The 19,648-nt window shown below is 62.7% G+C and carries 20 protein-coding genes; 15 read left to right on the plus strand and 5 right to left on the minus strand.

Annotated elements, in window-relative coordinates:
- Window positions 1-155: 155 nt before the first annotated feature.
- Together ACZ1JW_RS15125 and ACZ1JW_RS15130 are read left to right on the plus strand one after the other, a co-directional pair.
- On the plus strand, window positions 156-989 hold the full coding sequence (locus ACZ1JW_RS15125; RefSeq protein WP_465141177.1) for a DMT family transporter: 834 nt from the start codon (window positions 156-158) through the stop codon (window positions 987-989).
- Complete coding sequence (locus tag ACZ1JW_RS15130; protein ID WP_465141178.1) at window positions 989-1,270, plus strand: HNH endonuclease; 282 nt, start codon at window positions 989-991, stop codon at window positions 1,268-1,270. The genes ACZ1JW_RS15125 and ACZ1JW_RS15130 overlap by 1 nt, the downstream gene beginning before the upstream one ends.
- A 10-nt stretch (window positions 1,271-1,280) precedes the next feature.
- On the opposite strand, the gene ACZ1JW_RS15135 is transcribed toward ACZ1JW_RS15130, so the two are convergent.
- Genes ACZ1JW_RS15135 through ACZ1JW_RS15155 form a run of 5 tightly spaced genes read right to left on the minus strand, consistent with a single transcriptional unit; the run spans window position 1,281 to window position 6,596 of the window.
- Entirely contained in the window at window positions 1,281-2,123 is an 843-nt protein-coding gene (locus ACZ1JW_RS15135; protein ID WP_465141179.1) for an HAD-IIA family hydrolase, read from the minus strand.
- Window positions 2,120-3,592, minus strand: a complete 1,473-nt coding sequence (locus ACZ1JW_RS15140; RefSeq protein ID WP_465141180.1) for a biotin carboxyl carrier protein — start codon at window positions 3,590-3,592, stop codon at window positions 2,120-2,122. The genes ACZ1JW_RS15135 and ACZ1JW_RS15140 overlap by 4 nt, the downstream gene beginning before the upstream one ends.
- The gene (locus ACZ1JW_RS15145; protein ID WP_465141181.1) at window positions 3,589-4,923 is read right to left on the minus strand and encodes an acetyl-CoA carboxylase biotin carboxylase subunit; all 1,335 of its coding nucleotides are present in this window, start codon (window positions 4,921-4,923) and stop codon (window positions 3,589-3,591) included. The genes ACZ1JW_RS15140 and ACZ1JW_RS15145 overlap by 4 nt, the downstream gene beginning before the upstream one ends.
- A 1-nt stretch (window position 4,924) precedes the next feature.
- On the minus strand, window positions 4,925-5,371 hold the full coding sequence (locus ACZ1JW_RS15150) for an acetyl-CoA carboxylase biotin carboxyl carrier protein (protein WP_465141182.1): 447 nt from the start codon (window positions 5,369-5,371) through the stop codon (window positions 4,925-4,927).
- Between the two features lie 7 nt (window positions 5,372-5,378).
- The gene (locus ACZ1JW_RS15155) at window positions 5,379-6,596 is read right to left on the minus strand and encodes a Tm-1-like ATP-binding domain-containing protein (protein ID WP_465141183.1); all 1,218 of its coding nucleotides are present in this window, start codon (window positions 6,594-6,596) and stop codon (window positions 5,379-5,381) included.
- A 115-nt stretch (window positions 6,597-6,711) separates the two neighbouring features.
- Here ACZ1JW_RS15155 and ACZ1JW_RS15160 point away from each other — a divergent pair, with 115 nt between their 5' ends.
- The 13 genes from ACZ1JW_RS15160 to ACZ1JW_RS15220 all read left to right on the plus strand — a co-directional run bounded on the left by ACZ1JW_RS15160 (window position 6,712) and on the right by ACZ1JW_RS15220 (window position 19,647).
- Complete coding sequence (locus ACZ1JW_RS15160; RefSeq protein ID WP_465141184.1) at window positions 6,712-7,512, plus strand: IclR family transcriptional regulator domain-containing protein; 801 nt, start codon at window positions 6,712-6,714, stop codon at window positions 7,510-7,512.
- Window positions 7,513-7,591: 79 nt separating this feature from the next.
- Window positions 7,592-8,611, plus strand: a complete 1,020-nt coding sequence (locus ACZ1JW_RS15165; RefSeq protein WP_465141185.1) for a zinc-dependent alcohol dehydrogenase family protein — start codon at window positions 7,592-7,594, stop codon at window positions 8,609-8,611.
- 52 nt (window positions 8,612-8,663) lie between these two features.
- Window positions 8,664-9,209 carry a VOC family protein gene (locus tag ACZ1JW_RS15170; protein WP_465141186.1) on the plus strand — a complete coding sequence of 182 codons (546 nt, stop codon included), beginning with the start codon at window positions 8,664-8,666 and terminating at the stop codon, window positions 9,207-9,209.
- Window positions 9,210-9,247: 38 nt separating this feature from the next.
- Entirely contained in the window at window positions 9,248-10,489 is a 1,242-nt protein-coding gene (locus tag ACZ1JW_RS15175) for an MFS transporter (protein WP_465141187.1), read from the plus strand.
- 17 nt (window positions 10,490-10,506) lie between these two features.
- Window positions 10,507-11,448, plus strand: coding sequence for a helix-turn-helix domain-containing protein (locus tag ACZ1JW_RS15180; protein ID WP_465125962.1), 942 nt, complete (start codon window positions 10,507-10,509; stop codon window positions 11,446-11,448).
- Between the two features lie 164 nt (window positions 11,449-11,612).
- Window positions 11,613-14,123, plus strand: coding sequence for a TonB-dependent receptor (locus tag ACZ1JW_RS15185; protein WP_465125961.1), 2,511 nt, complete (start codon window positions 11,613-11,615; stop codon window positions 14,121-14,123).
- A 74-nt stretch (window positions 14,124-14,197) separates the two neighbouring features.
- A complete protein-coding gene (locus ACZ1JW_RS15190; RefSeq protein WP_465141188.1) occupies window positions 14,198-14,731 on the plus strand; it encodes a 2,4'-dihydroxyacetophenone dioxygenase family protein in 534 nt (177 codons plus the stop codon).
- A gap of 13 nt (window positions 14,732-14,744) precedes the next feature.
- Entirely contained in the window at window positions 14,745-15,290 is a 546-nt protein-coding gene (locus ACZ1JW_RS15195) for a 2,4'-dihydroxyacetophenone dioxygenase family protein (protein WP_465141189.1), read from the plus strand.
- Window positions 15,291-15,297: 7 nt separating this feature from the next.
- Window positions 15,298-15,831 (plus strand): 2,4'-dihydroxyacetophenone dioxygenase family protein, encoded by a 534-nt coding sequence (locus ACZ1JW_RS15200; RefSeq protein WP_465125958.1) that lies wholly within the window; start codon window positions 15,298-15,300, stop codon window positions 15,829-15,831.
- 10 nt (window positions 15,832-15,841) lie between these two features.
- Complete coding sequence (locus tag ACZ1JW_RS15205; protein WP_465141190.1) at window positions 15,842-16,942, plus strand: Rieske 2Fe-2S domain-containing protein; 1,101 nt, start codon at window positions 15,842-15,844, stop codon at window positions 16,940-16,942.
- Window positions 16,920-17,759: an SDR family NAD(P)-dependent oxidoreductase gene (locus ACZ1JW_RS15210; RefSeq protein WP_465125956.1), complete on the plus strand. Its 840-nt coding sequence runs from the start codon at window positions 16,920-16,922 to the stop codon at window positions 17,757-17,759. Before ACZ1JW_RS15205 ends, ACZ1JW_RS15210 begins: the two co-directional genes overlap by 23 nt.
- 11 nt (window positions 17,760-17,770) lie before the next feature.
- Window positions 17,771-18,778 (plus strand): zinc-binding dehydrogenase, encoded by a 1,008-nt coding sequence (locus ACZ1JW_RS15215; RefSeq protein ID WP_465141191.1) that lies wholly within the window; start codon window positions 17,771-17,773, stop codon window positions 18,776-18,778.
- A gap of 26 nt (window positions 18,779-18,804) precedes the next feature.
- Window positions 18,805-19,647 (plus strand): SDR family NAD(P)-dependent oxidoreductase, encoded by an 843-nt coding sequence (locus tag ACZ1JW_RS15220; RefSeq protein WP_465141192.1) that lies wholly within the window; start codon window positions 18,805-18,807, stop codon window positions 19,645-19,647.
- Window position 19,648 lies beyond the last annotated feature (1 nt).

Genomic DNA, 19,648 nt, shown 5'->3' on the forward strand with positions numbered 1-19,648 from the left:
CTTCTGTGTGGAGGGCGGGGCGCTTGACGGCTAGAGCATTGGTGTGCGGCAGGAATCAGTGCCGTCGGGTCCCGGGAAGCAAGCTTTTGCAGAACAGTCAGAGATCTGGGCTGATATATGCCCTCTGCGGATTTGCCCTGCTTTCCGTAGGCGACGTGCTGGTGAAGAGCATGGCGGGCGCGTGGCCGGGAACGGCAATCGGTGCCCTTCGCTATGTGTTCGGAGCCATCGGCCTCGGCATCATTCTGCTCGTTCGCGAAGGGACGGATGGCTTCAAGTTTCCGCGATTGCGCTGGCAGGTCCTTCGCGGTTTCAGCGTCGCAATGTCGGCCATGGCGTTCTTCAGCGCGGTCCACCTGATGCCGATCGGCGAAGCGACCGCGATTTCGTTCACGAGCCCGATGATCACCGCGATCCTGGCAGCGGTCCTCCTGTCAGAGCCGATGCGCCGCGAAACCTGGATTGCGACGATCGTCGCGTTTTCGGGCGTTCTAGTGATCCTTCGTCCCAATCTCGCGTTGCTGGGTCCGGTGGCCATGCTTCCGGTGATCGCGGCGACCGGCATGGCGCTGCTCATGGTGGCTAATCGCAAGGTTGCAGGAACGGGCACGGCACTTTCCATGCAGTTCAACGTGGCCGTGATCGGCGCGGTGTTCCTGTGTCTCGGGACAACCGCCGGTCACTTCAGCGGTGTGCATTTCTTCGAGGTTCCCGCGCTGCCGCTCTCGGTCCTTGGCAAATGCGCGATCATCGCGGTGACCGCCAGCCTTGCACATGCTTTCATCTATATCGCGACAACCAAGGCCGGACCCGCGGCCATCGCGCCGATGACCTATGTTCAGTTGCTGATGGCGGGCAGCTTTGGCTGGCTGCTCTTTGGCGAGCGTCCCGACATCGTCTCGGCGGCGGGGGCCTTGGTGATTGTCGGCGCAGGACTTTACCTCTGGCGCTCCGGCAAGCCGCCGTCAGAGCCTGCCATGACGGACTGATGGAAGAGATCGGACGAGGCTGCTGGCTTTGCGGACGTTCGCTCGGCCGGCGCGTGGAGTTTCACCACCCGGTGCCGAAAAGCCGGGGAGGGCGGGTTACGGAGGCCGTGCATCCGATCTGTCACCGCACGCTGCATGCGGTGTTCAGCAATGCGGAACTGGGCAGGTTCGGCGAAGACATCGCGCAAGTGAAGAGCGCGCCGCAGATCGCCCGTTTCCTGCAATGGATCGCAGACAAGCATCCGGATTTTCACGCGCCCACGGCGCGCAAGCGTCGCTAGGTCATTAGCCTCAAAGCACGTCGAGCAGGGGCTGCAGGTCCTTGAGCAGAACGGACGGGCGATCCTTCTCGGGCAGGTTCGCGTCCTTGCCCATGATGCCGGTGGCAAGCCCTATGGAATGTGCACCAACCGCATTGGCCATGCGCATTTCCAGCGCCGGATCGTCGCCCACGACAACGACGTCCTTTGCTGCCGACTGTGGCAGGCCCATGATCTTCATGGCCGTATTGAAGGCGACCTTCGAAGGCTTTCCAAGAATGCGCGGGCGCTTGCGCGTCATCGCGGTGAGCATCGCATTGATCGGGAAGCTGGCACCGATGGCGCGGCCGTTTTCCGTGGCGAAGAACGGCACATTGCTCGCCGTAACGAGTCGCGCGCCGTTCCACAGCGAGTGGCAGGCGGCTTCCAGCGCGTTGAAATCGAACTCGCGGAACCAGCCGGTGTAGACGGCCTGAACGCCCTCGGCCTCTTCCGACGGGCCGACGACATCGAGCCCGGCATCGATCAGCGGCGCGGCGCAGCCCGGATTGCCCAGCACGCGGACTTTGCCAAGGCCCACCTTGCCCAGCCACACTGCCGCAGAGGACGATGGTGTCAGCATCTGCCCATTCTCGACCGGAAAGCCCGCATTGCGCAACGAATTGGCATAAGCTGCAGGCGGCTTGGCAGTGCCGTTGGTGAAGACCACGAAGGGCTTGCCGCTCGCCTTGAGCGCTTCGAGCACGGCAATCGCATGGGGCAGGGCGCGATGACCGCCGCTCTTTGAATCGCCCAGGGCGATCGTGCCGTCCATGTCGAAGATATAGCCCGCAGCGTCGCGCAGACGGGCTTGAAAATCTGAACTGAAAGTCAAAGCGATGCTCCGGCATGGAGGGCAAGGCGGAAGCCTTCGCGCTCGATCACGATGTCGCGCGCCTTGGGATCGGCGGCGAGCTTGCGCAAAAGCGAAAGGATCGGTGCGGCTTCGGGCGAGTATGTCGCGCGGGAACGGCCTGCCGCGAGCATGGCATCGACCTGCTCGGCGGGCATGACGGCGCGGAGGAGGAACTCCTCGTCGGGCAGGTTGGTACCGAACTGGCGACGCAGATCGCCCAGCGCCGGGAAAGTCGGCTCGTTTTCCAGTTCGCGCGAGCGCGGACGATCCATGATCGTTGCCAGCACATTCGGATCGACCGGCGAGGTGGGCTTGCCGAACTTGCCCATGCAATAGCGGATCACCTGATCGGAGACCTGAGCATAGCGGCGGTCGCCGATCACGTTGAACAGGGCCTGGGTCATGACCATCTGCGGGAATGGCGTGACCATGATCGGATAACCGAGGTCTGCGCGGACCTGCCCGGTTTCCTCGATCACCGCGTCCATCCGGTCCGACAGGCCGAGTTCTTCAAGCTGGCGGGCGATGGTGGTCATCACGCCGCCTGCGATCTGGTGGCGCAGGAAGCTGGCGTCGAAGTTCTGCGGGCGGCCGGGAGGCAAGCCTTCGGCCAGAGCGACACGCTGCCAGTAGGTTGTCAGCCGCTTGAGTGCGGCCTTGTCGATCCCGACATCGAACCCGGCTTCCTCGAGATTGGCGACCATGCGGTTGGCTTCGGGCAGGGATGAGCCATCGCCGCCTGGGCCGACGCCAACGTGGATCGCCGAAATGCCGAGCTTTGCCGCCTCGAGGCTGGCCATCATGCCAAGGCCGACAGTGGTGTGCGCGTGGATTTCCAGCGGCCGATTGCCGATCACCGCCTTTACCGCAGGCACGAGCGTCCGGGCGCGGTCGACCGAGAGCAGGCCGGCCGGGTCCTTGATGTAGAACAGATCGATGTTCGGGCTTTGCCCGACGGCCTTGGCAAAATCGGCGTAGAACTGGTCGGTATGGATTTCCGAAAGCGTGAAGGTGAGCGCGGCCATGACTTCGGCGTTGCCCTCCTCCTTCACCAGCTTTGCAGCCTCGATCACGGCCGGTACTTCGTGCATCGGATCGAGCAGGACGAAGCGGCCAACGCCGTTCACCTGCAAGGCGCGATAGACGAGGCGCATGAACTGGGGATCGGCTTGCTGCCACGCAATGAAACGCAGGCCAGTGGTGATGAACTGCAAGGGCGTCGTCGGCATCGCCGCCGCCATCCGTCGCAGGCGCTCCCACGGGTTGTTCCGGAAATAGCGCACAGCCACCGCCATGTGGCTCGATGAGGTGAAATCTATGGCGCGGAAGCCGCAAGCCTCGGTCAAAGCGGCCGCCTGCAGCATGTGCGCGGTGTTGAGGCCGGTTGCACCCCACAGGCTCTGGTTGCCGTCGCGCATGGTGACGTCGACGAGACGGATCTCGGTCATTGGGCAAGTCCCGTGAGGAAGCCGGTGTCGACGCCACCTGCGATAAAGCGCGGATCGGCAACGATGCGGCGATGGAGTGAGGCCGTGGTCGGCATGCCTTCGATGTGCAGCGCTTGCAGCGCCTTGCCGAGGCGCTCGACAGCCTGCTCGCGCGTGTCACCATGGACGATGAGCTTGCCGATCAGGGAATCGTAGAAGGGTGGCACCTCGCCACCGACGCCGATGTGGGTGTCGATCCGCACGCCGTCGCCTGCTGGCCAGGCAGCACGCGCGGCGCGACCGGGGGAAGGACGGAAATCGGCATCCGGGTCTTCCGCGTTGATGCGCACTTCGATGGCATGGCCGGTTGGACGCACCATGGCTTGCGTCAGGGTAAGCGGCTTGCCCATCGCAACAAGCAGTTGCTGTTCGACCAGATCGACACCGGTGATGGCCTCAGTGACCGGGTGCTCGACCTGAATGCGGGCGTTGAGTTCTAGGAAGTAGAACGAGAAGTCGGTCGCGTCGACGAGGAACTCTGCCGTGCCTGCCCCGCGATAGTTGAGGTGCCGGGCAAGGCGAACCGCAGCTTGTTCAATCGCTTCGCGCGCTTCCAGAGGCATCGCAGGGGCAGGGGCTTCTTCGACAAGTTTCTGGAAGCGGCGCTGAATCGAACAATCTCGCGTGCCGAGATGGATCGCGCTGGTGCCATCACCGAGCAGCTGGACCTCCACGTGACGGCCCATGGCAACGAACCGTTCGACATAGACGGCGGCATTGCCGAATGCGGCCTGTGCTTCGGCCTGTGCCATGTCGAGTGCGGTGTCGAGGTCCTCTTGTCGGTCGACCCGGCGCATACCCTTGCCACCGCCGCCAGCGACGGCCTTGAGGAGGAGTGGATAGCCGGTCTGCGCTGCACGAGCGTGAACGTCTGCCCTTGTTGCCGCTTCACCTCCCGGCAGGACCGGAAGGCCAGCCTCGACCGCGAGAGCGCGCGCAGCAAGCTTGTCACCCATGCCTTCGAGCGTGGCGATCTCGGGCCCCACGAAACGCATTCCTGCTGCGAGTACGGCGCGCGCAAACTCAGCGTTCTCTGAAAGGAAGCCGTATCCCGGATGAACCGCATCGCAACCTGTCCGCGCCGCCGCAGCAACCACACGGTCAATGGCGAGGTAGCCTTGTGAGGAAGGACCGGGGCCGACAATCTCGACATGGTCGGCCAGCTTCGCCGGCAGCGAGGTCGCATCGGCTTCCGAAGCGCCGAGCACGGTCTCGATTCCCATGCTTCGCGCAGTGCGGATCACGCGCAGGGCGATCTCCCCGCGGTTGGCGATGAACAGTTTGCGGATCATGTCAGGTCAGCCGCACCAGCGCTTCGCCCTTGGCGATGAGCGTGCCATCGGGAACCAGCACCACGCCCACGGTTCCGCTGCGACCCGCGTGGACCGGGTTCATCAGCTTCATCGTCTCGACGATACCGATCACGGTCTCCGGCCCCACCTCGTCACCGGGCTGGATGAAGGGAGGCGCACCGGGTTGGGGTGCGTGATAGAACGTGCCGGGCAAGGGGGAGCAGATCGCGTCCGGATCTGCGATGGCCGCTACGGCAGCTGGCGCAACGTCCGCAGCCGTCCCCGACCACTGCCACTCCTGCGTCGTGCCGCCTTGCGCGCCATCACCTTTCGCCACGCGCAATCGGAACCGGCGGGTGGCGAGGTCGAGTTCGCGATAGCCCGAATTCTCGAGGATCGCGGCGATCTCGGCAATGTCTTCGTGGGTGAGGGGAAGATCGTCGGTCATTTGCAGATCAGTTCTTTGCAGCCAGCATCTCACGCGCGGCGGCAATCACCGCGCTCGAAAAGGCCTCGTCGTTGAAGTGGGAATCGATGGCTGTGACCGGCACGTTCTCGGGCATGACCTGTGCGAGATACTCTGCGAAGGGACCGGGAACCGAAAGGTCCTGCAAATGGCCTGCGCTGCTGTCATGGCTGGAGAAACCACCGAGCGGCGTGAACACACGGACCGGGCCCTTGGCTTCGCGCACGTTGGCGGCGAGGTGGTCGGCGAGCTTCTTCAGGTCCTCGACACCGGTGCGCACGGCGGTCAGCTGCGGGTTGTGCTCGTGATAGCGGCGGCCGGGGAACTGCACCTGCGAGATGTCGATCGGGCCGCCGATGATGAAGTCGGCATTGCCCGGGGCGATGATCGTCGGGATGCCCTTGCGAAGCGCTGCCTTTCCACGGTCAGGCCCGGAATCGGCAAGCCCACCGAAGATGTGGTCGAGGATTTCGGTCTGCGAAAGGTCCAGTACGAGGGACACGTCCTTGTCGGTGGCAAGACCGTCCAGGGTGGGACCACCCGCGCCCGAGGAATGGAATACCATGACTTCGCAGCCATCACTTTCCAGTGCCTGACGAATGCGCTTCACGCTCATTTCGGTGGTGCCGAGGGTGGTGATCAGGACCAGCGGCTTGTCAGGACCCTTGTCGCGCTCATAGCCCTTCGCCATTCCGGCTACCGCGTTGGCGGCGTTGCGGAAAACGTCGCGGCTGATGGTGTTGATGCCGGAAATGTCCGTCACCGCGTTCATCATCGCGATGTCCTTGACGCCCATGTACGGCTTGGTGAAGCCAGAAGCCATGGTCGAGACGATCAGTTTGGGCAGGCCATAGGGAAAGCTCTGCATCAGGGCACCGGCCAGCGCCGAGCCCATCGAGCCGCCGACCGCAAGTATGCCTGAAACCGGGTTCTTCGCATCCCATTCGTGCGCGGCGGCGATTGCGCCACGGATCATCGCATCCTGGCACTTGCCTTCGTGACCGAGCGCACGGACCTGCTCGATGGTCATGCCTGCACCTTGTGCGACCATCTCGGGTGAAATCTCGGCGCTGCCAACAGTGCGGCGCACGCTCGGGTCGAGGTGCACCACGTCGACGCCCGCCGCCTCAAGTGCGGCGCGGGTAAACCGGGCTTCCTCTTCCTTCGTGTCCTGAGTGCAGATGAACATGACGCTTGGCTTGGTCATCGTGTGGTTTTCCTCTCCGTCGCCTATTGCTGCGTCAGCGCGGTTGACTTTGCACGGGGGTTTCGTGATTTTGCGTTGCATAAGGTGAAACGTAGAATTTGCCGGAGCAGGATGGATGCTGGAACGCAAGGTGAAGACCGTGCGTGCGTTGGAGCGCGGGCTCGACGTACTGATCGAGGTGCAGACGAGGAAGGCGGCTAGTCTCCATGAGCTGCATCAGGCCACAGGGTTGCCCAAGGCAACCTTGCTGCGCATGCTGGTGACATTGGGGCAGAAAGGCCTGGTCTGGCAGCGCTTGGCGGACGGCGCCTACCTGCCGCACGTCGACCGCATCGAGCGCGCCTCCGTGACCTCGCCAGCGCACATTGCCGAAGTTGCGTCGCCCCATATGAAGGCTCTGTCGACCAAGGTCGCATGGCCATCGGTACTTGCTGCGCCACGACTCGATCACATGGAGATTCTGGAAACGAACAGCCCGCTCTTCCGGCTTGATTCGGCGATCCTCGGGCCGGTGGGCGTCAAGCTGTCCTATATTCATACCGCGACGGGCCGCGCCTATCTGGCCGCGTGCGGCGACGCAGAGCGGGATTCGATCATCGATCGACTGCGGCCCGCCAACCCTCCAGAAGGAAGCGAGGCCGAACTGCGGCTTATGCTGCAGCAAGTCCGGCAGCGGGGGTATGCAACACGTGACCCCCTGCTGCCTTGGCCGGACAGGTCGAAACAGTTGATCCTGCGGGATGGGAGACGCTCCATGGCCGTGCCGATCCTTGTCGGGGGCGCTCCCATCGCGACGATCAACGTGACCTGGCCCGGCCGGCGGGGAGCGGACGAGGCCGTGGTCCAACGCCATCTTGATGCACTCAAGGCCACGGCGCGGGCAATCGGTGGGGCACTTGAAGCGAACCCCAATTAAGTTTCACCAAATGAAATCTGTTTGCCCAACTGATTAATTGTTGACGCTGAATCGGTGATGATCAACCCACAGGGAGAAAATGCCGATGCGCCAGTGGATCATTTCCGCAGGCTCGACCTCGCTCAGTGATCTCAAGCTGGTCGAGACCGAGACGCCACAACCCGGACCGGGCGAAGTGCTCGTACGCGTACGAGCCTGCTCGCTTAACTTCCGCGACCAGATCATTCCGCTCGGGTTTTACATGGGTGGTGTCGTGCAGAACGACACCGTGCCTCTTTCGGACGGCGCAGGTGAAATTGCAGCCGTTGGTACGGGTGTAACCTCGCTTGCCGTTGGCGATTGCGTTGCCGGTATCTTCTTTCAGGACTGGATGGATGGCCCACCCAACCCCGGTATGGGCGTGGCGTTGGGCGCTCCTCCTGCTCCGGGAATGTTGCAGGAATACTTGGTCCTTCCGGCACACGGGGTCGTTCGGCTTGCCGAAACGCTGGATTACGTCGAAGCCGCTTGCCTGCCATGCGCTGGCGTGACCGCATGGAACGCGCTGATGGAAGGTCCCCGCCCGGTCAAGGCTGGGGATACGGTGCTGGTGCTTGGAACGGGCGGCGTCTCGTTGCTCGCCCTGCAGATTGCCAAGGCCGCTGGCGCCACGGTGATCGCCACGTCCTCGTCTGACGAGAAACTTGAGCGCGTCAAGACGATGGGAGCGGATTACGTCATCAACTATCGCACCACGCCGGAGTGGGGTGCAGAAGCTGCACGCCTTGCCGGTGGCGGCGTCGACAAGGTCGTGGAAGTCGGCGGGGCAGGTACGCTCAAGCAATCCATTGCCGCGGTCGGCTTTGCCGGAGAGATCGCGCTGATCGGCGTGCTGACGCGTGAGGGGGATACGAACCCGCACGGGCTGATGTTCAAGGGTGCCTCGATCCGCGGAATCTTCGTGGGCTCGAAGGGCATGGCGCAGCGGCTCAACGCCTTCATAGATGCGCACGGAATAAAGCCTGTCGTCGACCGCGCGTTCGCCATGGAGAACGCGCTGGATGCCTACGCCTATCAGTCCTCGGCAGGATTGTTCGGGAAAGTCGCAATAACGCTTTGAGCCGTCACACGCGCCGCTGCCCGCAAGAGGCGGGGCGCAGGAGAGGAAATCGATGACGCAGTTGCTCGGCTTCGGCCAGCCGTTTGGTGGCGTGATGCAGACGGCCTTCGTGGTCGAGGACATCCGCGCCTCCATCGCGCACTTCCAGCGCGATTGCGGGGCGGGGCCGTTCTTTCTGCTCGATAACTTCCTCAGCTCGGACCAGTTCTACCGGGGCGCGCCATCGACCGCCGACGTCACCATCGCCATGGGCTTTGCCGGGCACATGCAGATTGAACTGATCCAGCCGCTTGACGACAACCCTTCGGTCTACCGCGAGACCGTCGAGCAGCGCGGATACGGCTTCCACCACTTCGGCATCGCTTGTGCCGACGTCGAGGCTGACCTCGTTGCCTACACAGCGCGCGGATACGACCTTGCATTCAAGGCCGCAGTCCCGACCGGAGGAAGCGTGGCCTACCTCGAAGGTGGCGATGCCGCGGCGCCCGGCTTTCTGGAGCTGATTCCGGCAACGCGCGGGATGGATGCACACTTCACGGCAATGTGGCGCGCATCGCAGAATTGGGATGGCGCTGATCCGATCCGGCCTTTCATCTGAAGCCAGGCAAACAGAACAAGAGCGAGGGGACACACGGGATGACTACAGGCACAACCAGAAGCGGCGGATACCAGGTGTGGGTGACGGCGCTGCTGAGCCTGAACTTCGGCATCCTGTTCTTTGACCGCAACGCGCTCAATTTTCTCATGCCGTTCGTCCAGCCTGACCTTCAATTGAGCAACACGCAGGTCGGCATGTTCAGCTCGGCGCTGTCGCTTACCTGGGCGCTGTCCGGGCTGCTCGTCGGGCGCATCTCAGACAAGCTCGGCTCACGCAAGCCGGTCGTCGTGGTCGCAACCATCGCGTTTTGCCTGTGTTCGTTCATTTCGGGTGCGGCATCGTCATTCCTCATGTTGCTGGGCGCACGACTGCTGATGGGCGCTGCCGAGGGTGGCGTGATGCCGGTCAGCCATTCGATGATCGTTTCCGAAGTGGCCCCCGAACGGCGCGGCCTTGCGATGGGTGTCGCACAGAACCTCGGGTCGAACCTTCTTGGGTCCGGTCTGGCGCCGATCCTGCTGGTGCCGGTCGCCGTGGCAGCGGGTTGGCGAACGGGCTTCTATCTGGCGGCCGTGCCCGGCCTCGTCACTGCAGCACTGATCTGGTTCACCCTGCGCGAACCGCCCGTGGAGGCTCATGACGACGCCTCACCCCGCGTGACCCTCCGTAAAGCGTTTGCCCACCGCAATGTGATCCTTTGCGCGCTGATCTCGATCCTCTTGGTCTCCTACCTCGTCGTCTGCTGGGCGTTCATGCCGCTCTATCTGACCAAGGCGCGCGGGTTTACTCCTGAAACGATGGGGTGGCTCATGGCGACTCTCGGCATCTCGGCCGGTCTCGGCAGCTTCGTCGTTCCCGCCATTTCCGACGCCATCGGGCGGCGTCCGGTCATGATCTTCTTCTCGTTCCTCGGCGTGATCCTGCCGCTTGGCGGACTGTACTACGAGGGATCGACTTGGGTTCTGGCCGCGATCTTCTTCTTCGGTTGGGGGCTCAATGGCCTGTTTCCGATGTTCATGGCGACGATCCCTTCGGAATCCGTCGATCCCCGGCTTACCGCAACGCTGACGGGCGTCGTCATGGGAACAGGCGAAGTCCTCGGCGGCGTGCTCTCGCCGTTCATCGCTGGCAGTCTCGCTGACGTTTACGGTCTGGCCGCACCACTTTGGCTGATGTTCGGCTGCACCATTCTGGCCGGGCTGTTAACACTTGGCTTGATCGAATCCGCACCGCGCGTCGTTGCAAGACGCGCGGCTCCGGCAATGGCCTTCGGGGCCTGACGAGGGAGGGAAGCACCATGGGCGAACTTCTCAGGTTTCATACCAGGGACGTGGCACCGCAGGAGCGTGCCCGTTACTGGAACGAGATCGCCGACCGGGTCTTCACCGGCACGTTCGTCAATGTGCCCGGCGAGGATTTTGCCGGAAAGATGCTTGCGTGGCGGGTCGGAGAACTTGCGATGATTCGCACCGACTCCACCCATTCGGGCGTCGGCCGCACGCCACTGCCGCAGAACGAAGAGCGCTTGATTTTGCACCTGCAATGCCGGGGCACCAGCCAGCACACGCAAAAGCAGGCTGAATGCGCGTTGGAGCCTGGCGACTTCGTTCTGGCCAGCCCGCATACGCCCTATTCGATCAAGCTGACTGGTCACGAAATGCTCGTGGTCGAGTTTCCCCGCGCTCCTCTGGCGGAGCGCTTTCCCGGGGTGGATGACGCATTGCTGCAGCGCATGTGTGGCGCAACGCCCGGTGGCCGCGTGTTCCACGATTTCCTGCTGTCGCTGTGGCAGCAAGGGGAAAGCGCGGCCGAAGATCCTGAGTGGGAAGTCGGCGTCAATGCGGTGTTCTATGATCTTGCCGCCATGGCCATGCGCGGATCGCAGCGTCCAGCATCAGCGAATGGTGATGCCGAGATGCGCCGCCGTGTCCTTGCTACGGTTGCGGCAAATCTTGGCGATCCGGCACTTCGGACCGCCTCGATTGCGGATGCCTGCAATGTTTCCGTCCGCACGGTGCAGAACGTCTTCGCCGCCATGGGGACAACACCGACAGCCTATATTCTGGAGCAACGCCTCCGCCGGGCTGCCGACCGTCTCGTTGCTCGCCCTGACGCAAGCATAACGGAAGTCGCATTCGAACTGGGCTTCAACGACAGCGCTTACTTCACCCGCTGTTTCCGCCAGCAGTTCGGTGCTGCACCGCGCGACTGGAGGCTCGGGCGGGCCCCATTGCCATGAAATCACTGGCTGGGGCGCACATGAGGTTCTTGCGCAACAGTCCTGATCGCCTTGCGCCACAGTGCAAGCGTGAAATGTCGCCAGCGCGTACCAAGCTGGCGTGATGCCGTACCCGGTCAGCCGGGTGCGGGAATGCCCACACCAACAACAGGGAGAGGAAAACCATGAGAATTGCATCGGTTTCCATAGCAGCAATGGCGACGGTTCTGGCCTCGCCAGCGTTTGCTCAAGATCAGGCCCAGGCTCAGGCCGAGGACACCGGCGGCGGCATTGCCCAGATCGTCGTTACCGCGCAGAAGCGTGCGGAAAACGTTCAGGACGTGCCAATCGCCATTTCCGCGTTCAGTGCAGATGCCCTGCAGGAGCGCGCAGTCGGAAGCGTCGCATCGCTTTCCAACATCTCGCCGAACGTCACGCTTGACGCCGGCACGCCGTTTTCGGGTTCGTCGGCGGTGCTGTCGGCCTACATTCGCGGCATCGGCGCAAACGACTTTGCGTTCAACATCGATCCGGGCGTCGGCGTCTACCTCGACGGCGTCTATCTCGCCCGTTCGGTCGGCGCGAACCAGGACCTTCCGGACGTCGAGCGCATCGAAGTGCTCAAGGGGCCTCAGGGCACGCTGTTCGGTCGTAACACGATCGGTGGCGCGATCTCTATCGTCACGCACGATCCGGGCGACGAGTTCCGCTTCAAGGGCGATGTCACCACCGGCCGCTTCGGCCTAGTCCAGACCCGTGGAACGGTCGATCTGCCGCTGACCGACGGTCTTGCCGCATCGGTCAGCTTTGCGACCAAGAACCGTGACGGTTACGTCAAGCGCGTTGCCTTCCCGGGAGCGAACAACTTCGATTCCACGCCGATCACCAATTACAAGGCGGCTGGCTATCACAACATCGGCTACGGCAGCGAAGGTGGCGACAACAGCTGGAACCTGCGCGGCAAGCTTCGTTACGACAACAAGTCGAACATGCGCATCACCGTTTCGGGTGACTACAGCAACATCGACCAGTCGCAGCTGGCCAACACCCTGATCAGCACGACGCCGGCCGTGTTTGCCGGTACCTACAACTGCGCAATCCAGGGCGTTGTAGTTGGCGATTGCGGCGGTGGTCCGCCTTCGTTTGCCTACCTCGGCGGCATCGGTGGTCTGAACGGCATCTTCGACAACCCGACCGTGTTTGGCGTCAATGCTGACAACAATCCCAACAACAACCGCCTGCCCTACGACAACCGCTTCGTGTCGAACGACATCGACGTGTCCTATGCCAACGGCAACAACTACTCCAAGCTGAAGACCTACGGCGGTTCCGGCACGATCGAGTTCGATCTTTCGGACACGATGATGATCAAGTCGATCACCGCCTATCGCGAACTGCACTGGAATGCGGGTATGGACCTCGATGGTTCGCCGCTCAACTTCCTGCACACCAGCTTCACGATGAACCAGTGGCAGTTCAGCCAAGAACTGCAGCTCAACGGTTCGGCCATGGACAAGAAGCTCAACTACGTGCTGGGCGCATACTTCTTCAAGGAAGCGGGCGACCTTCATGACTATGTGACCTTTGCTGAAGGTCTGCTGCAGGTTGACGGTCCCAACGATCTCTCGACGAAGAACTACGCCTTCTTCGGCCAGATCGACTACCGTCCGACCGAACAGTTCGGCATCACCATCGGTGGCCGTTACACCAAGGAAAACAAGAGCTTCGAAGGCTTCCAGTCGGATGCCAACGGCCTGACCTACAAGATCCTAAACCAGATCGGCGTGCCACCGTGCGCATCGATCAATCCGATCACCGACGCTTGCCGTATCGCTGCCGGTTTCCCCAACCAGGGACAGCCGCTGCGCTATTACGTCGCCGGAACCCAGCGGAAGTCGTTCAACGACTTCTCGCCCAAGATCGGTCTTCAGTATCACCCGACCGAAGACGCCATGCTTTATGCGAGCTGGTCGAAGGGCTACAAGACCGGTGGCTGGACGACGCGGCTGTCCAACCCGCTGCCCACCGCGCCTGACTTCAACGAGGAAAAGGCAACGACCTGGGAAGTGGGCGTGAAGTCGATGTTCCTCGACCGTCGTCTGCAGGTCAACGCAGCCGCGTTCCTGACCGACTACAAGGGCATCCAGCTGAACTTCCAGCAGGGCGTCTCGCCGACCATTCAGAACGCCGGTGATGCGCGCATCAAGGGCTTCGAAGTCGAGGTCGTCGCGGCTCCGACGGACGGCTTCCTGATCAACGCTTCGGTGGGTTACACGGACTCGTACTACACTGCAGTTCTGGCAGGAGCCCAGGTTGCTGCCAATCCGTTCCAGGCTGGCGTGTTCCCGGGTGCCGATCTTCCCAAGACGCCACGGTGGAAGTTCAACATCAGCCCGCGCTACGAACTGTCGATGGGCGGAGACGCAAAGCTGGTCGTCATTGCCGACTGGACCCACACCACGTCGCTTTGGAACGATACCGAACGCGCCTTCCTGCTGCAGCGTGGCCCGACCGACATTGTCAACGGCAACATCACCTACAAGTCGGGCAACCATTGGGACCTGACCGTGGGCATGACCAACATCACCGACGAGCGCTACCTGGTCACCGGCCAGGCCCAGATCGCCGGTGGTCAGTTCTACGGTACCTACAGCCGTCCGCGTGAATGGTTCGCGCGTCTCGGCGTCGAGTTCTGATAAGCTGAAAGATTGCGCGGGCGGGGCCAGAGCCCCTTTGGCTTCGCCCGCGTTTATCATCACGGAGAGTGAAAATGCCTGAAGCGCCGCATGCAGAATTCTGGAAAGGCATCAAGCCTGTCGAGAAGGTCTTCCGGGAAGGAAGCCTGCCTGAAGTCTATCTGCCCAAGATTGCCGAGGGTGACGAGCGCTATTGGGTTCCGATCTCCGAAACCGTCTTTTCCAAGCCTGTCTGGATCAGCCCTTCGAAGAACATGTGGGCCGATGTCCTGATGAGCAAGGCGGCGGGTCTTGTGAACCGCCATTATCACCCGCACCCGATCTGGGCCTACACTATCAGCGGCAAGTGGGCCTATCTCGAGCATGAATGGACCGCAACGGCAGGCGATTTCGTCTATGAAACGCCGGGCGAGAGCCACACGCTCGTCTGCTATGAACACGAGGATCCGATGAAGGTCTTCTTCGTCGTCTCCGGCCCGCTGATGTGGCTCGATGAAGAGGGCAACACCGTCGGCCACTACGACGTGTTCGACTACATCAAGGCCGCGCGTGAGCATTACGATGCTGTCGGCATCGGCGCGGACTACGTCGACACCCTGATCCGCTGAGAGGAACCCGCATATGAGCACCGCCACCGTGATGACGGCGCCGCCCTCCGACAAGGCCGAGATCGTCGACGTTCCCTTCGCGCACAGAGACCTGGTCAAGCGCCTCAGCCCCGGCGGCCGCTACATCGACGCCCAGACCGATGTCGACAGCCCCTGGGTTCCCTTCGGCGACAACGCCGCGATCAAGCATCTGGCTTTCGACGTGCGCCAGAACCTGTTCTCGAACATCCTGTGGGTGAAGGGGCCGGGCGTCATCGGCACCCACTTCCATCGCGGCACGATCACGATGGTCTGTCTCGAAGGCAGCGTGCGCTATCTGGAGTACGATTGGGTTGCCACGCCCGGCGGACTGATCCTCGAAACGCCGGGAGAGAGCCACACGCTCGTCACCGATCATCCCGAGGGTTGCAAGCTGTTCGGGTGGATGCAGGGTCCGATCGAATTCTACGACGAGAACGCGGTGCTGGTGGATACCACCGATGTCTGGTGGTTCATCAACCACTACGAGACCTACTGCCGCGAGAACGGCATCGCCATCAATCCCAAGCTCTATCTCTGAGGCCACCATGGGCACCATGACCGCGCCGCCTTCGGGCGCCTACAAGATCGTCAACGTCCCAGAGCTCTACGGCGACCTGATCCGTGCCAAAGGTGTCGAAGGCACCTATGTCGGATCTTCGGAAGCCGAGAGCCCCTGGGTTCCTTTCGGCGACAACGCCGCAATCCGCCACCTTGCATTCGACGTGCGCGAGAACGTCTATGTCAACGTGCTGTGGATCAAAGGGCCGGGCGTCATCGGCACGCACAAGCATCGCGGCAAGGTCTGGGCCATCGGCCTCGAAGGCTCGTTCCGTTACCTTGAATACGACTGGGTCTGCCGTCCGGGCGATTTCATTACCGAAACCCCCGGCACGGCCCATACCCTCGTCACCGACGATCCCAACGGCATGAAGGCGCTGTTCCACATGCAGGGCGCCAACGAGTTCTTCGACGAGCACGGCAATCATGTCGAAACGCTCGACGTGTGGTGGTTCATGAACCACTACGAGACGTATTGCCGCGAACACGGCATCGCGATCAACCCCGCTCTCTATCTCTGACGGCGCGGACATGAGCGGGGAGAAGGCAGCGGTCCCGAGGCTCCCCGCGGAGCCGGTTGGCAAATACCTGCGCAACGCGTGGTACGTCGCAAGCTGGGCGGACCAGCTCGGCGCAGAGCCGCAGCAACGCACGTTTCTTGAAGAGCCCGTCGCCCTGTTTCGCGATGCAGATGGCGTTGCCAACGCAATAAGCGGCCGCTGTCCGCACCGCTTCGCTCCGCTGGGGCATGGCACGGTAGTGGAGGGGGCCTTGATGTGCCCATACCACGGCCTGCGCTTCGATGGTGGCGGCCGTTGCGTCCACAATCCACATCCCGGCGGCCAGCTTCCCGATGCCCAGTTGAGGGTCTATCCGCTGGTCGAGCGGCATGCCTTGCTGTGGATCTGGATGGGTGATCCGGCACAGGCCGATCCGACCCTGATCCCAGACTTTTCGTGGCTTTCGGACCCGAAATGGGAAGCCGTGCGCGGCAGCACCGTCGCCGAAGGCGATTACGAACTCTACAGCGACAATATCCTCGACCTCAGCCACGCCAACTTCGTCCACCCCGCGCTCGTCGCCGGAGCTTTTACAGAAGGCGACCGCAAGTTCTGGCAGGATGGCGAGAACGTGTTCGCCGAATACGTCCAACTGAACGATTACCTCTCGGTCGGCATCTCTGCGGTCATGGGCACCGAAGGCCGCAAGCAGGATTTCTACGGCCTCGTGCGATGGCACGCGCCTGCAGTACTCTATTTCGATTTCCGCGCGGGCGATCCCGGCACCCCGCGCGAGGCTTGCACGCTGCTGCCCTCGCTACATGCCTTCACACCCGAGACGCCCGACACCACCCACTACTTCTGGGCCACGGCGCGCGACTACAAGCTTGGTGATGCCGAATTCACCGCCGCCATGCGTGGCGCGCTCGAATTCGCGTTCGAGCAGGAAGACATGCCGATCATCCGCGACAGCCACCGCCTGATGCGGGGCGAGGACTTCTGGTCGCTGCGACCGTTGATCCTCGGCGGCGATGGCGGCGGTGTCCGCGCAAGGCGCATGCTGCAGCGCCTGATCGACCGCGAACAACAATCAGAACAAGAGGATACCCATGGCAACGCTCGACAGGTTTGACATCAAGGGACGCAGCGCACTGGTAACCGGAGCCGCTTCAGGCATCGGCCTTGCCTATGCCGAAGCGATGGCAGAGGCAGGAGCTGCGGTCTCGCTCACCGATGTCGACGCTGAAGGTGCCGAACGAGAAGCCTCCCGCCTGCGTGAGATGGGCTATGAAGTACGAGCGGCCCGCCTCGACGTGTCGAACTGGGATGACGTCGCCGCCGCCTTCGATGCCCACGATGCAGCTTATGGCGGCCTCGACATCTGCTTCGCCAATGCCGGGATCGATACCGGCGCAGGATTCTGGAACCCCGCCGGTCACCGCAACCCCGATGGTCAGGTCGATACTTACGATCACAACCGCTGGGACCGCTCGATCCAGGTCAACCTCAACGGCGTGTTCTATACCGTCAGCAATGCTGTCCGCATCATGAAGAAGGATGGTCGCGCCAACGGTCGGACCGGCGGTTCGATCATCACCACCGCCTCAAACGCCGGACTCGTGACCGAGCCGATCGTCGGCCTGCCCTACATGCCTGCCAAGGCAGGCGTCCTGCACATGGTTCGCGCGCTCGGCCTCGAACTGGCCGAGTTCAAGATTCGCATCAACGCCATCGCGCCGGGGCCTTTCGTCACCAACATCGGCGGTGGCTGGCTCAAGAAGGACCCCGTTGCCCGCGCTGCATGGGATGCCATCGTGCCGCTGGGTTCCGTCGCGGAAACCGAGCAGTTGAAGCCGCTCGCCCTCCTGCTCGCTTCCGACGCATCGGACTACATGACCGGCAGCCATGTCGTAATCGATGGTGGCATGATGCTCGGCAAGTACAACTAAGGACGAAATCCATGCGCGCCGCCGTGATGCAGGGCTTGCACAAGCCGCTGGCCGTCGAGACGATCCCCGACCCCACGCCGGGGGAAGGCGACGTCGTCGTCAAGGTCGGTCGCTGCGGTATCTGCGGCTCGGACCTGCACATGACCGAAGACCCGGCTTACGGGCAGGGGGAGGGCTCGATCCTCGGCCACGAGTTTGCGGGTGAAGTCGTGGCGTTGGGCAAGGGCGTGGAAGGGCTGAGGACCGGTGACCTCGTCTCGGTCATCCCCCTCCAGAGCTGCGGCCAGTGCCATGCCTGCCGGATCGGCGAAGTCCAGTGGTGCGAAAGGTTCGGTCTGCAGGGCGGCGGCTATGCGGAATACGCGCTGACCCGTCCGAACCAGTGCGTCCGCTTGCCCTCAAGCGCCAGCCTTGCCGACGGCGCGATCGTCGAGCCTCTGGCCGTCGCTCTCCATGGCGTTGCGCTCAGCCGCATGCGCATCGGCGACAGGGTGCTCGTTCTCGGCGCTGGCCCGATCGGCCTCGCCGTCGCCTTCTGGGCGCGCCGTCTCGGGGCAGGTCGAGTGGTCTTGCAGGACCTCGCCGAATGGCAGCGTGACCGCGCTCTCCAGATGGGTGCCCACGATTTCGTGGTCGAGCCTGCTGATCCCGTTGGTAGCGCAGAACGCGCGCTGGGCGGCAAGGCCGATGTCGTGTTCGAATGCGTCGGCGTGCCTGGTCTCATCGCGCAAGGCGTCGATCAGGTGCGCAATGATGGGACTATCGTCCTGCTCGGTCTGTGTACGCGCCCCGATACCTTCAACAGCTTCGCCATGCTTTCAAAGCAGGTAAAACTTGTCACGTCGGCCTTCTTCACCCGGCAGGAATACGAAGCCGCCCTTGATGCGCTAGACCGCGGCGCGGTCGAGCCTCGCCTGCTCGTAACCGACACGATTTCGCTCGATGCAACGCCGGACGTATTCGAGAGCCTGCGCAGGCGCACCCATCAGTGCAAGGTGCTGATAAATCCGGGCGAGTGAAGGCACCGGTCAGCGGGAGCAGGACCATGGCGATTGATTCCTTCGCAGGGCGCAATGCCTTCGTCACCGGTGGCGCCTCGGGTATCGGTCTCGGCATCGTCAAGGCTCTCGCGCGGCGAGACGCCTTCGTGATCATGGCCGACATGCGCGCCGATCATATCTCCAGCGCGCTCAAGACCATGGCAGACGAGGGGTTTGGCGAAAGCGTGATCGCCATCGAACTGGATGTCACCGATCGAGATGCATATGCCGAAGCCGCACGGCGCATGGACCTTGAACTCGGCGGCGTTGACATTCTTGTCAACAATGCCGGCGTCGGCGTCGAGGGTCCTGTACTTTCTGCAACTTACGCCGATTGGGATTTCGGGCTTGGGGTAAACCTTGGCGGTGTGGTCAACGGCTTGCAGGCGATCTTGCCGCAGATGATCGCCCATGGTCGCGGCGGTCACGTCGTCAATACCGCCTCGCTTGCGGCAACTGTCACGATGCCCGGTCATCTCGCCATATATGCCGCCAGCAAAGCCGCGGTGCTCAATCTGTCCGAGAACATGCGCGCGGATCTTGCAGCGAAAGGCATCGGCAGTAGCGTCCTGTGCCCCGGCTTCGTTCGCTCGAACATCCATGAGGCCGCCCGCAACCGCCCCGCGCATTTGCGGGAAGGTAGCGGTTTCGGCGCATCCGAACAGGCATTGGCACAACGCGTCGTCGGCAATGACTGGATGGACCCAGATGACGTTGGCGAGATGGTTGCGGATGCAATCCTGGCCGACCGCCTCTACATCGTGACCCATGGCCAGTTTTCTGGCCGCATGCGTGAGCGTGCGGAGGCTCTGCTTGCGGCCACGCCAGTCAGCGAGATGCAGTTCTGAT

The sequence above is a fragment of the Novosphingobium sp. BL-A-28-Hi1-0D genome, assembly GCF_055521755.1.